The sequence below is a fragment of the Streptomyces sp. NPDC017979 genome (assembly GCF_044328175.1).
Taxonomy (GTDB): Bacteria; Actinomycetota; Actinomycetes; order Streptomycetales; family Streptomycetaceae; genus Streptomyces.
Genome location: NZ_JBIRGU010000003.1, coordinates 572755 through 588753 on the forward strand (window position 1 = coordinate 572755; position 15999 = coordinate 588753).

Consider the following 15999-nt stretch of genomic DNA (forward strand, 5'->3'; position numbering starts at 1 on the left):
CGATGTGCCTTTTGTATCGCTTTCCATACTGGCTCATAGTGGCGTTACGAACAAACAGTAGGAATTGGAGGTCAGGCCGTGAAGATAGAGATCTGGTCGGAGATCGCCTGCCCCTGGTGCGGACTGGGCAGCCATCGGTTGGACCGGGCCGTGGAGCGATTCGAGAACGGCGGCCAGGTGGAGGTGGTCCACCGCTCGTTCCCCCTGGGCAGTGGCCTCCCCGAGGGCCGCACGCTGAGCGCCCGCGAGTTCGTGCTGGCCAAGTACGGCGTCGTCCCCGGGCAGGCCGGCGTACCGGACATCGAAGGCATGGCCGCAGCTGAGGGCCTGACCCCCTACCGGGTCCTGGACAACCGGGTCGGCAACACCGACCTGGCCCACGAGTTCCTGGCTCACGCCTCCAACGAAGGCAAGAACGGCGAAGCCTGGAACGCGACCTTCCGCGCCTACTTCGGCGAAGCCGAGTCGATCTTCACGCTCGACGACCTGCTCGGCCTGGCCGACGGGATCGGCCTGGACCGCGAGCGGACCCGCCAGGTGCTCGCCGACCGGCGCTACCGCCGCCAGGTGCAGGAAGACGCACGCCAGGCGCGCCAACTCGGGGCAACCGGCGCCCCCTTCACCGTCATCGACGGCCGCTACGCCCTCGCCGGAGCGCAGGACGCCGACACCCTGCTCGGCATCCTCCGCCAGGTCTGGGACGAGACCAGTCCGGCCGTTCTCGGTGCCGACGACGCGGCGACCTGTGGCCCCGACGGCTGTGCGGCCCCCGCCGCCCGCGCCTGATCCGTACACCTAGTCCGCACGCCTGATCCGTACACCTGACCCGCGCACCTCGTGCCAGCGGGAGCATCCGATCTCGGCATGCCCCGGCGGCCACCACACGGAAGAGGTTTCACTGTGCCCACTCTCGCCATCGTCGGCGCCGGCCCCGGCATGGGCCTGGCCATCGCCCGCACCTTCGGCAGCCGCGGCTTCGACGTCGCCCTGATCGCCCGCACCAAGGAGAAGCTGGAAACGCTGGTCGCCCAGCTCGGCCGGGAGGGCGTCACGGCCGCCGGGTTCCCCGCCGACATCCTCGACCGCGCCTCGCTCACCGAAGCCCTGGACGCGGCCAGGGCCCGCTTCGGCTCCGTCGACGTGCTGGAGTACTCGCCGGCCCCGCACTCCCCGGTGCCCGGCCTCACCCTGGCCGCCCCCTCGGAGGTCACGGTGGACAATCTGCAGCCGATGATCGAGTACGGCTTCTACGGCGCCGTCGCGGCAACCCGGGCGGTGCTGCCCGCGATGCGCGAGGCGGGCGCCGGGACCCTGCTGTTCACCACCGGCGGTGGTTCCGTGGACCCGGTGCCGATGTTCGGCAACGCCAACGCCGCCCAGGCCGCCCTGCGCAACTGGGCCATCAACCTGAACAAGGAACTGGCCGACAGCGGAGTGCACGCCGCGCACGTGGCGATCAACGTCTGGATCGGCGGGAGCGGCCCGGAAGGCGGCCCGACGGCCACGCCCGAGCAGATCGCCCCCCTGTACTGGGACCTGCACGAAGGCCGCAACCGCTCCGAGGCCGTCTTCAGCGCCTGACCGGCCAGCTCGCCCCGTACTCGCACCCCGGCGCCCGCCCAGCAGGAGCCGAGCTTCGTCGCCCCGCCTCGTCGGACAGGGCGGGGCGCGAAGCCGTGCCCGCTCTCGCGCCACCACCCGACCCCCCAAATGCGAATCTGAAATTCGCATTAGCTAGGGTCGGTGCCGTGCGGATGACCAAAGGCACCGACCTCGCCCTTCGCGTCGCCATGCGCCTCGCGGTGCTCGGCGACGACGACGGCGCGCCCACGACCCGTGACGTCGCCGAAGCCGTCGGCGTCCCCTACAGCCACGCCGCGAAGGTCGTGACCCGCCTCCAGCGCCTCGGCGTCGTCGAGGCCCGCCGAGGCCGGGGCGGCGGCCTCGTCCTCACCGCCGAGGGGCGCACCGGCTCGCTGGGGCGGATCGTGCGGGAATTGGAGGGCGCCGGGGACGTCGTGGGCTGCGAGGACGACCCGCCGTGCCCGCTGCGCTCCGCCTGTCGGCTGCGGGGGGTGCTGCGCCAGGCGCAGGAGGCGTTCTACGCCGTGCTCGACCCGTACACCGTCGAAGAGTTGGTGGCCGACCCCACCGGCCCCGTCCTCCTCGGCCTGCCCCTCGGCCCGCCACTCGATCCGCCCCGAGACCGGCAGCCCGGCCCGCCTCCCGGCCCGCGGCGCGATCCGCGCGCCCCCGGCGCCGTCCCGCCGGAGCCCTGACCTCCGCGCACCCACCCCGGGGCGCGGCGCACCATCCACCCGTCACTCACCCACCAGGAGTTCGACGATGCTGTCCGAGACGTCGGCCGCCACCATCCGCGCCACCCTGCCCGCCGTCGGCGGGGCCATCGGCGAGATCACCAAGTGCTTCTACGGCAGGCTCTTCGACGCGCACCCCGACCTGCTGCGCGACCTGTTCAACCGCGGCAACCAGGCCAACGGCGAACAGCAGCAGGCCCTCGCCGGCTCCATAGCCGCCTTCGCGTCCGCCCTCGTCGCCCACCCCGACGTACGGCCCGACGCCATGCTGGAGCGCATCGCCCACAAGCACGCCTCGCTCGGCGTCACCCGCGACCAGTACGCGATCGTGCACCGCCACCTCTTCGCCGCGATCGTCGAAGTCCTCGGCGAGGCCGTCACCGACGAGGTGGCCGCGGCCTGGGACGAGGTGTACTGGCTGATGGCGAACGTGCTGATCGCCATCGAGGCCCGGCTCTACGACGCGGCCGGCGCCGCACCCGGCGCCACCCTGCGCCCGTACGCCGTCGTCGCCCGCCACCGCGAGACCGACGACGTCACCACCTTCGTCGTCCGCCCCGCCGACGGCACGCCGACCCCCGCGTTCCGCGCCGGGCAGTACGTCTCCGTGCAGGTCGAACTCGCCGACGGGGCCCGTCAGATACGTCAGTACAGCCTCTCCGGAGCCCCCGGCCAGGACCTCCAGTTCACCGTCAAGCGCGTCGCCGCGACCGCCGACGGCGACCCGGCCGGCGAGGTCTCCCAGCACCTGCACGACCACGCCCACGAGGGCACCGAGCTCCTCGTCTCCGCGCCCTTCGGGGACGTCCAGCTCGACGACGGCGACGGCCCGTTGCTGCTGGCCTCCGCCGGCATCGGCTGCACCCCGATGATCGGGATGCTCGCCCACCTGGCCGCCGCGGGCTCGCCGCGCCGCGTCACCGCGGTCCACGCCGACGTCGACCAGTCCTCCCACGCCTTCCGCACGGAGTTGGACCGGCTCGTCGCCAAGCTCCCGCGGGCCGAGAGCCACGTCTGGTACGAGACCCCCGAAGGCGACTGGCCCGCGCATCGCACCGGCCGCGTCGACCTCGCCGACCGCACAGACGAGGCCCAGCCGTCCGGCATCGAGCTGGCGCCGGACACCACGGCGTACCTCTGCGGACCGCTGCCGTTCCTGCGCGCCGTCCGCTCCCAGCTCATCGAACGGGGCCTCGCCCCCGCCGCGATCCGCTACGAGGTCTTCGGCCCCGACCTGTGGCAGGCCGAGCGCTGACCCCGGCAGCCCTCACGGTCCGTCGGGGCCCAGTTCCCCGCCCCGGCGGAACGCCTCCGCGTAGCCCTCGGCGCCCAGCCGGGCCCGGGCGCCCGCGCTGATGCGGTCGACGTCGCCCCGCTCGCCCCGCGGCAGCGGCACGCCCACCGAGGCGCGCGCCCGGGCCGCGGCGCCCAGGAGTTCGGCCGCGTGCTCGGCCCGGTCGGACGCCAACTGGGCCCCGGCCAGGCCCTCCAGGGCCAGCGCCACCGCCCGCGGATCGCCGGTGGCCCGGGCCGCGACCAGCCCCTGCTGCTGGAGCTGGCGGGCCTTCGCCGACTCACCCCGCGCCTCGGCGACGAACCCCAACTCGGCCAGGATCAGCGACGGCGCGCCCGGCTCGTACCGCTGCTCGCGGTGCAGCCGCAGCACCGTGGCGAAGTGCTCCTCGGCCGCCGCCAGCCGGCCCTGTCTGCGGGCCCCCATGCCCAACCCGATCTCGGCGTACTGCTCGCCGAAGACGTCGGACTGCTCGACCGCCATGCGGCGCGCCCGCTCGTGGTACTCCTGCGCCTGCGCCAGGTCCCCGGTCAGCAGGGCGATCCGGCCGAGCCCGGAGAGCTGGAACGACACCTCGGGCCACAGGCCCAGGTCCTCCGCCATCCGCAGCCCGTCCCGGAACAGCCGCCCCGCGAGCGGATAGTCGCCCGTCACCTCGGCGTGCGTCTGCAAGGGCACCATCGCCTGCAACTGGCCCCACCCGTCGCCCAGGTCGCGGAAGATCGCCAAGCTCCGCTCGCCCTGCTCGCGCACCGCGTCGAACTCGCCCCGCAGCTTGGCCTGGAACGCCCGACTCGCCAGCGCCGCCGCGGTGCCCCACGCGTCCCCGAGGTCGCGGAACGCCCTCTGCGCCCGCAGGACCAGGTCCCGGCTGGGCGCCAGGTCCTTCACGCCGTAGAGGTTGGAGCCCACGTACCACCGGGCCCTGGCCAGCCCCGCGGGATCGTCGACGTGTTCGTACGGCGCCAGGGCCGCCCCGTACTCCGCGAGCGGATCGGCGCTGCCGCCCAGCGCCAGCCGCATCCCGCCGAGCCAGGCCCTGGCCGCGGCCACCCGCACCCCGTCCTGGCCCGCGGGCACCGAGGAGGGGGCCAGGGCGAGCGCCTGCGCCAAGGAGCGCTCCGCCTCGCCGTACCGGCCGCGCAGCCGCCAGTACCAGGCCAGCGCGTTCACCAGGCGCAGGGCCCGCGTCGCGTCCTCCGCCTCGACGGCGCCCTCCAGGGCGGTGCGGAAGTTGGCGCCCTCGGCGTCCAACAGCCGCAGCCAGCGGCGCTGCTCGGGGCCCCGTAGATGGGGCTGGGCGCGCTCCGCCAGCGCGGCGTAGTGGTCCCGGTGGCGCAGCCGCAGCTCCGCCAGTTCGCCGCGCTCGCGCACCTGCTCGACGCAGTACGCCGCCACGGACTCCCACAGCCGGTAGCGCGGCCCCTCCGGGGTGTCGGCCACCGCCACGAGCGACGCCTCCACCAGTCGGGCCAGCAGGTCGAGCACCTGCGCCCGGTCCACCCCGGCCGTGGGGCACACTTCCTCCGCGGCGGCCAGGGTGCAGCCGTCCGCGTGCACCGCGAGCCGCCGCAGCACCACCTGTTCGGCGTCCCCCAACAGCCCCCAGCTCCAGTCGATCACCGCCCGCAGGGTGCGCTGGCGCGCCGGCGCGCCCCGCACTCCGGAGGCGAGCACGTGGAAGCGGTCGTCCAACCGGGCGGCCAACTCGGCCACCCCCAACACCCGCACCCGCGTCGCAGCCATCTCCAGGGCCAGCGGAATGCCGTCCAGCCGACGGCAGATCGCCGCCACGGCCTCCGTGTGCGCCGCGTCCAGCGCGACGTGCGGCGCGGCGGCCCGCGCCCGGGCCGTGAACAGCTCCTGAGCGTCCCGCCCGGCCAGCGGCCCCACTTCGTACAGCCACTCGCCGCGCACCTGGAGCGGCACTTGGCCGGTCGCCAGCACGGTCAGCGAACCCGTCGCCGACAACAGGTCCGCCACCAGCGCGGCCACGGGCTCCACCACGTGCTCGCAGTTGTCGAAGACCAGCAGCGTCGGCCGGTCGCCCAGGGCCTGCGCCACCCGGTCCGTCAGCGACGGCGGCTCGGCCGCGGCCGTCGGCACGACGTCGTCCCGCACGCCCAGCACCCCGGCGACCAGCTCCAGCACCTCCGGCGCCGCCGCGGTGCGCACGGGGGCGAGCGCGGCGAACTCCACCAGCCGCACCCCGCCGGGGAACGCCCCGCCCAACCGGGCCGCCAACGCCAGCGCGAGCTGGGTCTTGCCGACGCCGCCCGGGCCGGTGAGGGTGACGAGCCGGCGTCCGGTGACGGCCGCCGTCAGCTCCGTCAGCGCCGCGTCCCGGCCGATCAGTTCGATCAGCGCGGCACGGGGCACGTTCGACGGCGACCGGACCGCGGTCGTCGCCGGCGACGGCACGGCGGTGAGCGCCGGGTCCTGCGTCAGGACCGCTTGGTGCAGCGCGGCCAACTCCGGGCCCGGGTCCACCCCCAGCCGGTCGGCGAGCACTTCGCGCGCTTCGGCGTAGCTGCGCAGCGCGGCGCCCTGCCGCCCGGCCAGGTACAGCGCCCGTACGTGCGCGGTGCGCAGCCGCTCCCGTAGCGGATGCAGCGCCACCAGATCGCCCAGGTCGTCGGCGACCAGGGCGTGTTCGCCCAGCAACAGCCGGGCCTCCGCCTGCTCCTCCAGCGCGGTCAGCCGCTGCTCGGCCAGGGAGGCGGCGGCGACGCGGGTGAACTCCTCGTCCGCGAAGTCGGCGTACGCGGGCCCCCGCCACAGCGCCAGCGCGTCCGCGAGCAGCGCGGTGCGGGTGCGCGGGTCGGCGGCGGCCCGGGCGCGCTCCACGAGCCGGTGGAAGCGGTCGGCGTCCACCGCGTCGTCGTCGACGAGGAGTTGGTAGCCGGGGGAGCGGGCGGCGACCAGCGCCCGGCCGCCGGGCTCGGCGGCCTCCAGGGCGCGGCGCAGGTGCCAGACCTTGTTCTGGAGGGCGGCGGCCGGGCGGCCCGGCGGCTGCGCTCCCCACAGGTCGTCGACGAGCCGGTCCGCCGACACCGGCCGGCCGCGGTGCACCAACAGGCCGGCGAGCAGGGCGCGGACCTTTCGTTCGGGCACCCGGACCGACCGGCCGTCGGCGGTCCACACGCCCACGGGCCCGAGCACTCCAAAACGCATGCGAGCACGCTAACCGAGCGGCCCCGCTGCTCGCACGGCCGTTCCGCCCCCGTACGCCGGGCGCGGCGAGGACGGCTGGCGCTGCGAGGCGCCGGGCGCGGCGAGAGAGCCGACCGAGAGCGGACCGAGAGCGGCGCCGCGCACCGTGGACGCACCGCTGACGGGAACGGCGCCGGGCCCGTGACCCGTAGCCCCTCATCCGTACGCCGTACGGACCCGTCCCGGCCGCCCGCAACCGCGGCAACCGCACCAGCCGGCGCAGCCGCGCGCCACGAAAGGAACCCCCATGTCGTCCACCGCAGCCCCGGACCCGTCCCCGGGCGCCGCCCCGCAGAAGGCCGGCGCCCGGGAGTGGGCCGGGCTCGCCGTCCTCGCGCTGCCCACGCTCCTGCTCTCGCTCGACCAGAGCGTGCTGTTCCTGGCGCTGCCGCACCTCGCGGAGTCCCTGGCCCCCACCGGCACCCAAACCCTGTGGATCATGGACGTGTACGGGTTCATGATGGCGGGCTTCCTGGTCACCATGGGCACCCTCGGCGACCGGATCGGCCGCCGCCGGCTGCTGATGGTCGGCGCCACCGCCGTCGGCGCCACGTCCCTGCTGGCCGCGTTCTCCACCAGTGCGGAGATGCTGATCGTCACCCGGGCCCTGCTCGGCGTCGCGGCGGCCACCTTGATGCCGTCCACGCTCGCCCTGATCGGCAACATGTTCCGGGACCCGCACCAGCGCGGCCGGGCCATCGCGGTGTGGGCGAGCTGCTTCATGGGCGGCACCGCGCTCGGGCCCGTCGTCGGCGGGGTGTTGCTGGAGTACTTCTGGTGGGGCTCGGTCTTCATCCTCGGGGTGCCGGTGATGGTGGTCCTGCTGGTGGCCGCGCCGCTGGTGCTGCCCGAGTACCGGGACGAGGGCGCCGGTCGGATCGACGCCTTGAGCGTCGCACTCTCCCTCGCCGCGATCCTGCCGGTGATCTACGGGCTCAAGGAGACCGCCCGCAACGGCTGGGAGCCGCAGGCCGCGGCCGCCGTGGCGCTCGGGCTCGTCTTCGGCGTCCTCTTCGTCCTGCGTCAGCGCCGGCTCACGCACCCGCTGTTGGACCTGGCGCTGTTCCGGCACGCCGCGTTCACCACGTGGCTGCTGATCCTGCTGCTCGCGATGGCGACGATGAGCGGGGTGTACTACTTCGTCACCGGCTACATGCAGATGGTCGCCGGGCTGTCGCCGTTCGAGGCGGGCCTGTGGATGGTGCCGTCGGCGCTCATGTCCGTCGTCGCCGCGACCCTCGCGCCCACGCTGGTGCGCCACCTGCCGATCGGCGTGGTCATCGGCGGCGGCCTCGGCCTCGCCGCCGTCGGCTACCTGGTGCTCGCCTTCGTCGACCCGGTGGGCGGACTGCCCCTGCTGATCACCGGTTTCGTCATCAGCTTCTTCGGCACCGGGCCGATCGGCGCGCTGGGCACCAACCTCGTCGTCAGCTCCGCCCCGCCCGAGAAGAGCGGTTCGGCCGCTTCGCTGTCGGAGACCAGCGGCGAGTTCGGCGTCTCCTTCGGCCTGGCGGCCTTCGGCAGCCTCGGCGGCGCGCTGTACCAGGGGGCGGTGGAGGTGCCGGACGGGGTGACGGGTGCGGACGCGGAGGCCGTGCGCGGCAGCGTCGAGGGCGCGTTGGCCGTGGCCGGCTCGCTCCCGGCGGACCTCGGCGCCCAGGTGCTCGCCGCGGCCCGGGAGGCGTACACCGGCGGACTGACCGCGGTGGCCGTGGTCTGCGCCGTGCTGGCGGCCGTCACCGGCGTGGTCACGGTGACCGCGCTACGGAACGTCGGCGCCCGGCGCCCGGCGTCCGGAGGCCACCGGGCCCGACTCCGCTCCCGACCCCGGCGCCGACCTCTCGGCTGAGCGGAAGCCCGAACCGCAGCCCGAGGCGATCGGCCGATGACCTCCTCTACCCCTTCCTGAGAAAACCCTCATTCCTTTAAGGTTTCCTTGAAGAAATCATCTATCGTGAGTTCTTGTTGAGCGGGTCCAGACGTGATCTGGGCCCGCTGGAGTTTGCTGTCATGAACCCGTACGGGCTCGAAGGAAAGGGATCGTGGAATCCATGTGGGCGTATGAGCACGGCGTCGTCACTAAGGCTTCACCCGGGGCGGTGTGGGGATGTTACGAAGACCCGGCCGTCTGGCCCGAATGGGACGAGGAACTGCGGGAGTTGCAGCTCGACGGGCCGTTCGGCGCCGGGGTGACCGGGACGATGCACCTGCACGGGCGGCCGCCGCTCGCCTTCGCCGTGGTCGAGGCGGCGGAGCGCCAAGGGCTCAGCACCGAGACCGCCCTGGCGGACGGGACGGTCGTCCGCTTCGTCCACCGCCTCGCGGAGCGGGCCGACGGCGGCACGCGCATCGTCCACCGGGTGGAACTGGAGGGGCCGTCCGCGGGGGAGTCGCTGGGAGGCCAGATCGCCGGGCCGGTGCCCGACGCGATGCGCCGGCTCGCCGCGGTCGCGGAGGCGCGCGGCGGGTGAGCGCGGGTGACGCCGCGCGGGGTGGCCCCCTACGGCCCGGTGGTCGTGGGGGGCTTCGCCGCGTCCGAGTGCCGGGCGGGCGTTGCGGGGGTGCGGCGCGCCGCGAGGACCGCGGGCAGCACCCCCAGCAGTCCGGCCACCGCCATGGCGGAGCCGATCCAGAGCGGCGAAGTGAGCCCCAGGCCCGCGTCGATGGCGAGTCCACCGGCCCACGGGCCCAGCACCACGCCCACGTTGACCGCGGACGCGCTCGCCGTGTTCACCAACGGGCCCGTGTTGGACACCTGGACCACCCGCGCGCTCATCACGGGACTCAGCGGCAGTCCGATCAGCCCGAGCGCCGCCACCGCGACCAGGGTCGCCGCCCGGTCCTCGGCGACCAGCGCGAACGCCGCGAGGACGAGCGCCACCGCCGCGAAGCCGTAGCCGAGCATCGGCATCAGATAGCGGTCCGTGTACCGCCCCATGACCGCGTTCCCGATGATCGTCCCCACCCCGAACAGGCCGAAGAGCCACGGCACCGCCGTCTCCGGGAACCCGCTGACGTCCGTGAAGATCGGGGCGAAGTAGCTGTTCGCCGCCATGATCGCGCCGATCACCAAGGCGTTGGTGCCGTACGCGGCCCAGAGCCGGCCGTTGCGGAAGGCGGCCAACTCCGCCCGCACCCCGGTCGGCTCCGGCGCGGGGGCCGTCGGCACCAGCCGCCAGACGGCGAGCGCGCTGAGCGCGGCGAGCAGCGCCACCGCCCAGAAGCTGGCGCGCCAGCCGAAGTGCTGGTCGATCAGCGCGGCCGCGGGCAGCCCCGCCACGTGCGCGACCATCAACCCGCCGAAGAGCGTGGCCAGTGCGCGGCCGCGCCGGGCGGGCGGGACCAGGTGCATGCTCACTGCCACCGCGATGCCGAAGAACGCGGACGCGGCGAGCGCCGTGACGATCCGGGCGACCACCAGCACCCAGAACTCCTCGGCCACCGCCCCGAGCGCCTGCCCTGCCACGAAGGTGGCCAGCAGGCCGAGCAGGGCGAGCTTGCGGGCCGCCCGCAGCAGCACGACGGTGAGCACCGGGCCGCCCACCACCATCCCCAGTGCGTACACCGAGATGAGGTAGCCGACGGCGGACACCGACACCCCGAACTCCGCGGACAGGCTGGGCAGAATGCCCGCGATCATGATCTCCGTCGTATTGAGACTGAAGACGGCGACACCGAGAACGACGATGGCGAGAGGCATCCCGCCTCCATTTCCGTTGCGGATGATTCGGCAGGTAGTTTCTGTGTGGAAACTACTTTCATCGGCTCGGGTGATCGATGTCAAGCCGGGCCGCACCACGGCAGACCGTCCCGCCCGGTCGGATCCGGGCGGGACGGCCTGCGGTAGGGTGCTTTCCGGCAGGAAAAGGTTGTGTCCGGCGGCGACGTCGGCGTCTGCGCGCGGCGGCGTACGGCCGCAGTTGAGGACGGTGACGTGATGGCGGCGGACGGATCGGGGGCGCCCGCGGGCGGCAAGGCGCCCGGCGTCGCGGAGTTGGAGGACGCGCTCTCCCTCCTCCAGTGCGTCCTGGTGGCCCGGCGCACCGCGGCCAGCCCCGAGTCCATCAACTGGCAGCAGTACGACGTACTGGAACTGCTGCGCATCCAGGGCGCCATGACCCCCTCGCAGCTCAGCGACTCGCTGGGGGTCTCCCGGCCGACGGTCTCCAAGTCGCTGCGGGTGCTCAAGGACCTCGACCTGGTCGAACAGGCGGCGCTCGGCGACGACCGCCGCGAGCAGACGACCTCACTGACGCAGGAGGGTCACCTCTTCCTCTCCCGCGCCGCCCGCGGACGCCGGGAGAACGCCCGGGCGGTGACGGGGGTGTTGACCCCGGAGGAGCAGGCGGCCTTCGCGGCGATGTGTCGCAAGGCGGCGGGCGCGGTCAAGGGCCTGCTGCCGTAGGGGGGCATCCGAGGAGACCCGCGTGGCCCTTGCGGTGGCGCGGCCGCCTCGGCGGGCGGGGCCGGCGGGGTGCGTTCGCGTGCCGTCAGCGCACGCGGCTGTAGGTGCGCACCAGCGCTCCGTTGCCGAAGGTGCGGACGGAGTCGAGCGAGAACTCGGTGATGCCGGCGTCCGCGCCGAACATCGGCATCCCGGACCCGTAGGTCACCGGATACGTCTTGATGATCAGCTCGTCGATCTCGTCCATCAGCTCCCCGGCGATCTGGGATCCGCCGCACAGCCAGACGTCGAGCTCGCCGTCCTCCGCCTTCAGTGCGCGGACGCGGCCGAGCAGGTCGTCGGAGATCAGCTCGACGTTGGGGTCGGGGGACTCGGTGAGGGTGCGGGACGCGACGTACTCCCGCATGTGCCCGTAGGGGCTGGTGATGCTGATGTCGAGGGCGAGCTGATAGCTGGACCGGCCCTGGATGACGGTGTCGAAGCGTCGGTTCGGGCTGTCCAGTCCGAGGATGCGCCGACCCTCGACGGAGATCGTCTCCGGGTACTCCGTCGTGAGGTAGCCGCGGAACTCGTCGTCCACGAACTTCATCATCGCGTTCGCATCGCCCGACGGGTCGCCGATGAAGCCGTCGATCGAGCAGGCGATGAAGTAGGTGAGCTTGCGCAAGGGGTGGCCTTTCGGAAGAGGTGAGGGGTGCGGGCCGTTCGCCGTCGCTTCCGGCGCCCAACCACTACGTACATAGTGCTCCATGTGTAGTGGTTACGCAAGGCGCATTCCGCGGAGCCTCGTCTGATGTGCGATGTGCGATGCGCGACGTCCGGCGCTGGACGTCCGGCTCCGGACGCACGAAGAGGCGCGGAGGGCTCTCCCTCCGCGCCTCTCGGCGAGCTGTGTACGGGGCTACTTCGCCAGCAGCGACGAACTCCTGGAACCGCTGGAACTCTTGGCGCTTGGCCGCCGTCGCTCCGGCTGGACCACCGGCACCTGCGGCAACTGGTGCGGCAGCGACCGGTACCACCAGTACGAGACCAGGAAGCCGAAGCCGAGGCAGAGCGCCCCGCCCACCGCGTCCAGCCAGAAGTGGTTGGCCGTGGCCACGATGACCACCAGCGTGGCCGCCGGATACAGCAGCCCGAGCACCTTGACCCACGGCACGGACGCCAACGCGAAGATGATCACGCCGCACCACAGCGACCAGCCGATGTGCATCGACGGCATGGCCGCGTACTGGTTCGACATGTTCTTCAAGTCGCCCGAGGCCATCGAGCCCCAGGTCTCGTGCACCAGGACGGTGTCGATGAAGCCGTGCCCCGTCATCAACCGAGGAGGAGCGAGCGGATACAGGTAGTAGCCGACCAGGGCGATGCCGGTGGTGACGAACAGCGCCAGCCGCGCCGCCGCGTACCGCCCGGGATGCCAGCGGTACAGCCACACGAGCACCCCGATCGTGACGACGAAGTGCAGTGTGGCGTAGTAGTAGTTCATGGCCACGATCAGCCACGTGACCGAGTTCACCGCGTGGTTGACCGAGTGCTCGAAGGCGAGCCCCAGGGACTTCTCCAGGTCCCAGATCCAGTCCGCGTTCCGCAGCGCCTGGGTCTTCTGCTCCGGGACGGCGTTGCGGATCAGTGAGTACGTCCAGTAACTCACCGCGATCAACAGCACTTCGAACCAGATCCTGGGGCGGCGCGGCGACCGCAGGTCCTTGAACCGCGCGAACCGCGAATGCGTCGATCCGGCGGCCTCGTCCGCCATGGGTGACGGGGCGGCCGGCCGGCCTTCCAGTGTCTTCACGGTTGTTTCACCCATGGGACGAAAGTCTGCCAGATGCGCACCCACGCACCGATCATCCCTCGGTCCCGTTCCGGTCGCACGCGCTCCCCCTCAGGGACGAGACGGAGCACGGAGCCGGGAGTGCGGGCGCCCTGGTCACACGCGTCCACCGGAATCGGCCGCCGGGGCCGCGGACGCCGTGGAGCCCCGTACGAGCAGCTCGGGCATGAAGACGAACTCACTGTAAGCAGCCGAAGCGGAACCCCTAGGGGCCGGCGGAAGGTTTCCCTGGATCTCCTCCAGCAGCGTGCGCACCGCGGCCTGCCCCATCGCCGGCACCGGTTTGCGGACGGTCGTCAGCGGCGGGTCCGTGAAGGCGATCAGCGGGGAGTCGTCGAAGCCGACGACGGAGACGTCGTCCGGCACTTCCAGCCCCCGCTGGCGGGCCGCCCGGATCGCGCCCAGCGCCATCATGTCGCTGGCGCACACCACGGCCGTGCACCCCCGGTCCATCAGCGCCGACGCCGCGGCCTGGCCGCCCTCCAGGGTGTAGAGGGAGTGCTGCACCAGCTCGGTGGTGATCGTCTCGGTGGTCAGCCCCAACTGCTCCTGGACCACCTCGATGAACCCCTCGATCTTCCGGATCACCGGCACGAACCGCTGCGGCCCGAGGGCCAGCCCGATCCTGGTGTGCCCCAGCGAGACGAGGTGGGTCACCGCGAGCCGCATCGCCGCCCGGTCGTCCGGCGAGATGAAGGGGGCCTGCACCTTGGGGGAGTACCCGTCGACGAGGACGAAGGGGACGCCCTGGGCGCGCAGTTGTTCGTACCGCCCCATGTCGGCGGTGGTGTCGGCGTGCAGCCCGGAGACGAAGATGATGCCCGAGACCCCCCGGTCCACCAGCATCTCGGTCAGTTCGTCCTCCGTCGACCCGCCCGGCGTCTGGGTCGCCAGCACGGGGGTGTAGCCCTCGCGGGTCAGCGCCTGGCCGATGACCTGAGCCAGGGCGGGGAAGATCGGGTTCTCCAGCTCCGGGGTGATCAGCCCGACGAGTCCGGCGCTGCGCTGGCGCAGCCGCACCGGGCGCTCGTAGCCGAGCACGTCGAGTGCGGCGAGGACGGACTGACGGGTGGTCGCGGCGACTCCGGGCTTTCCGTTGAGGACGCGGCTCACCGTCGCTTCGCTGACCCCCGCCTGGGCAGCTATGTCGGCCAGTCGTGCGGGTGCGGTCACGGGATGGGACTGTACCGGGCGCATCTCAGACTGCCCACCACACGCACGTCTCGCCCGGCAGGCGCACCGCGCCGCCGCCGAACTCCAACGCCCCCGAGGAGAGCACCGGACGGCCCGGGACCGGCAGCTCGACCTCCTCCGCGCGGGTGTTCAACGTGCAGACCACGCCCGGGCGGGAGAACACCAGCACCCCTTCGGGCGCCGGCAGCCACTCCAGTGCGCCGTCCCCGAGGCCCGGCAGCTCCTTGCGCAGCTCCAGCGCGGAGCGGTACAGCTCCAGCGTCGACCGCGGGTCGCCCGTCTGCGCCTCGACCGAGAGGCCGGCCCACGCCGCGGGCTGCGGCAGCCAGCTCGCGCCGGGCCCGAAGCCGTACGGCGCGGCCGCGCCCGACCAGGGGATGGGCACCCGGCAGCCGTCCCGCAGCCCGTCCTGCCCGTCGCCCCGGAAGAAGGCCGGGTCCTGGCGCACTCCGTCCGGCAGGTCCGTGACCTCCGGCAACCCGAGCTCCTCGCCCTGGTACAGATACGCGGACCCGGGCAGCGCCAGCGTCAGCAGCGCCGCCGCACGGGCGCGCCGCAGCCCCTGCGCGCCGCCGCCGTACCGCGTGGTGTGCCGGACCACGTCGTGGTTGGAGAGGACCCAGGTGGTGGGCGCGCCGACGGAGGCGGTCGCCGCCAGGGAGGAGTCGATCACCTGGCGCATCGCGGCGGCCTCCCAGGCGCAGGTGAGGAACTGGAAGTTGAACGCCTGGTGCAGCTCGTCCGGGCGCACGTAGAGCGCGAGGCGCTCGGAGGTCGGCGCCCACGCCTCGGCGACGCCGATGCGCTGCCCCTCGTACGAATCCAGCAGCAGCCGCCAGGAGCGGTGGATCTCGTGCACCCCGTCCTGGTCGAAGAAGGGCAGCACCTGGGCGCCGATCATCTTCGCCTGCTCGCGCAGCCCGATGTCCGGCAGGCCCTCGGCCTTCACCATGCCGTGCGCCACGTCGATGCGGAAGCCGTCCACGCCCAGGTCCAGCCAGAAGCGCAGGATCGAATCGAACTCCTCGCGGACCGCGGGGTGCTCCCAGTTCAGATCGGGCTGCTCGGGGGCGAACAGGTGCAGGTACCAGTCGCCGGTGTCGGTGCGGGTCCAGGCGGGGCCGCCGAAGACCGACTCCCAGTCGTTCGGCGGGAGGTCGCCGTCGGGGCCGCGGCCGGGACGGAAGTGGTACAGCGCGCGCTCGGGGGCGTCCGGGCCGCCGTCGACGGCCGCGCGGAACCAGGCGTGCTGGTCGGAGGTGTGGTTCGGCACGATGTCGACGATCACGCGCAGGCCGAGCCGATGCGCCTCGCGGACCAGGTCGTCCGCGTCCGACAGTTCGCCGAACAGCGGGTCGACGGAGCGGTAGTCCGCGACGTCGTAGCCACCGTCGGCCTGGGGGGAGGCGTAGAAGGGGGTGAGCCAGACGGCGTCCACGCCGAGGTCGGCGAGGTGTGGCAGGCGCTCGCGGACGCCGCGCAGATCGCCGATGCCGTCGCCGTCGCTGTCGGCGAACGAGCGCACGTACACCTGGTAGATGACGGCGTCCCGCCACCAGCCGGCCGAGGGGGCGGCGGACTGGTCACGGAGGGTGGGAGCGAGCTCCTGGGTCATGTGCTTTCCCTTGAAAGTCGTCACAAGCAGTGTCGTGCGGGTGTGTGCTGACGCCTGCGGTCGTTTGTAGCTGTTTGTGATCGTCTGTGGTCGTCTACGGTTATCTGTGGTCTTCTGCGGTCGCCT

General features: G+C 73.0%; 13 protein-coding genes. 7 read left to right on the forward strand and 6 right to left on the reverse strand.

The annotated features are described in order from the left end of the window. The first annotated feature begins 78 nt into the window (after window positions 1–78). The 4 genes from ACH4E8_RS12080 (at window position 79) to ACH4E8_RS12095 (ending at window position 3573) form a co-directional block, all read left to right on the forward strand. On the forward strand, window positions 79–786 hold the full coding sequence (locus ACH4E8_RS12080) for a DsbA family protein (protein WP_398446946.1): 708 nt from the start codon (window positions 79–81) through the stop codon (window positions 784–786). 114 nt (window positions 787–900) lie between these two features. Continuing rightward, window positions 901–1581: an SDR family NAD(P)-dependent oxidoreductase gene (locus tag ACH4E8_RS12085; RefSeq protein WP_398446947.1), complete on the forward strand. Its 681-nt coding sequence runs from the start codon at window positions 901–903 to the stop codon at window positions 1579–1581. Between the two features lie 167 nt (window positions 1582–1748). Further along, complete coding sequence (locus ACH4E8_RS12090; protein WP_398446949.1) at window positions 1749–2279, forward strand: RrF2 family transcriptional regulator; 531 nt, start codon at window positions 1749–1751, stop codon at window positions 2277–2279. 67 nt (window positions 2280–2346) lie between these two features. Then, entirely contained in the window at window positions 2347–3573 is a 1227-nt protein-coding gene (locus tag ACH4E8_RS12095) for a globin domain-containing protein (RefSeq protein WP_398446951.1), read from the forward strand. Window positions 3574–3585: 12 nt separating this feature from the next. On the opposite strand, the gene ACH4E8_RS12100 is transcribed toward ACH4E8_RS12095, so the two are convergent. Further along, window positions 3586–6786, reverse strand: a complete 3201-nt coding sequence (locus ACH4E8_RS12100) for a BTAD domain-containing putative transcriptional regulator (protein WP_398446953.1) — start codon at window positions 6784–6786, stop codon at window positions 3586–3588. Between the two features lie 286 nt (window positions 6787–7072). On the opposite strand from ACH4E8_RS12100, the gene ACH4E8_RS12105 reads away from it, so the two are divergent. Both ACH4E8_RS12105 and ACH4E8_RS12110 read left to right on the forward strand, forming a co-directional pair. Further along, complete coding sequence (locus ACH4E8_RS12105) at window positions 7073–8674, forward strand: MFS transporter (protein ID WP_398446955.1); 1602 nt, start codon at window positions 7073–7075, stop codon at window positions 8672–8674. Window positions 8675–8876: 202 nt separating this feature from the next. Further along, entirely contained in the window at window positions 8877–9296 is a 420-nt protein-coding gene (locus ACH4E8_RS12110; protein ID WP_398447307.1) for an SRPBCC family protein, read from the forward strand. A 29-nt stretch (window positions 9297–9325) separates the two neighbouring features. Here ACH4E8_RS12110 and ACH4E8_RS12115 read toward each other — a convergent pair whose 3' ends face one another. Then, window positions 9326–10525 carry an MFS transporter gene (locus ACH4E8_RS12115; protein ID WP_398446957.1) on the reverse strand — a complete coding sequence of 400 codons (1200 nt, stop codon included), beginning with the start codon at window positions 10523–10525 and terminating at the stop codon, window positions 9326–9328. 171 nt (window positions 10526–10696) lie between these two features. On the opposite strand from ACH4E8_RS12115, the gene ACH4E8_RS12120 reads away from it, so the two are divergent. Next, window positions 10697–11230 (forward strand): MarR family winged helix-turn-helix transcriptional regulator, encoded by a 534-nt coding sequence (locus ACH4E8_RS12120; RefSeq protein ID WP_398446959.1) that lies wholly within the window; start codon window positions 10697–10699, stop codon window positions 11228–11230. Window positions 11231–11315: 85 nt separating this feature from the next. Here the strand turns inward: ACH4E8_RS12120 and ACH4E8_RS12125 are convergent, their stop codons facing one another. From ACH4E8_RS12125 to ACH4E8_RS12140, 4 genes are all read right to left on the reverse strand, one after another. Then, the gene (locus ACH4E8_RS12125; protein WP_398446961.1) at window positions 11316–11897 is read right to left on the reverse strand and encodes a dihydrofolate reductase family protein; all 582 of its coding nucleotides are present in this window, start codon (window positions 11895–11897) and stop codon (window positions 11316–11318) included. A 234-nt stretch (window positions 11898–12131) separates the two neighbouring features. Continuing rightward, window positions 12132–13040 (reverse strand): phosphatase PAP2 family protein, encoded by a 909-nt coding sequence (locus ACH4E8_RS12130; RefSeq protein WP_398446963.1) that lies wholly within the window; start codon window positions 13038–13040, stop codon window positions 12132–12134. 120 nt (window positions 13041–13160) lie between these two features. Then, window positions 13161–14261, reverse strand: a complete 1101-nt coding sequence (locus ACH4E8_RS12135) for a LacI family DNA-binding transcriptional regulator (protein ID WP_398446965.1) — start codon at window positions 14259–14261, stop codon at window positions 13161–13163. 1 nt (window position 14262) lies between these two features. After that, window positions 14263–15873 (reverse strand): glycoside hydrolase family 13 protein, encoded by a 1611-nt coding sequence (locus ACH4E8_RS12140; RefSeq protein WP_398446967.1) that lies wholly within the window; start codon window positions 15871–15873, stop codon window positions 14263–14265. Between the last annotated feature and the right edge of the window lie 126 nt (window positions 15874–15999).

Excerpts from the sequence above, each read along its gene's own strand:
- ACH4E8_RS12095 (WP_398446951.1), top strand. The coding sequence starts at position 2,347 with ATGCTGTCCGAGACGTCGGCCGCCACCATCCGCGCCACCCTGCCCGCC.
- ACH4E8_RS12140 (WP_398446967.1), bottom strand. The coding sequence starts at position 15,873 with ATGACCCAGGAGCTCGCTCCCACCCTCCGTGACCAGTCCGCCGCCCCC.
- ACH4E8_RS12130 (WP_398446963.1), bottom strand. The coding sequence starts at position 13,040 with ATGGGTGAAACAACCGTGAAGACACTGGAAGGCCGGCCGGCCGCCCCG.
- ACH4E8_RS12135 (WP_398446965.1), bottom strand. The coding sequence starts at position 14,261 with ATGCGCCCGGTACAGTCCCATCCCGTGACCGCACCCGCACGACTGGCC.
- ACH4E8_RS12105 (WP_398446955.1), top strand. The coding sequence starts at position 7,073 with ATGTCGTCCACCGCAGCCCCGGACCCGTCCCCGGGCGCCGCCCCGCAG.
- ACH4E8_RS12110 (WP_398447307.1), top strand. The coding sequence starts at position 8,877 with ATGTGGGCGTATGAGCACGGCGTCGTCACTAAGGCTTCACCCGGGGCG.
- ACH4E8_RS12100 (WP_398446953.1), bottom strand. The coding sequence starts at position 6,786 with ATGCGTTTTGGAGTGCTCGGGCCCGTGGGCGTGTGGACCGCCGACGGC.
- ACH4E8_RS12115 (WP_398446957.1), bottom strand. The coding sequence starts at position 10,525 with ATGCCTCTCGCCATCGTCGTTCTCGGTGTCGCCGTCTTCAGTCTCAAT.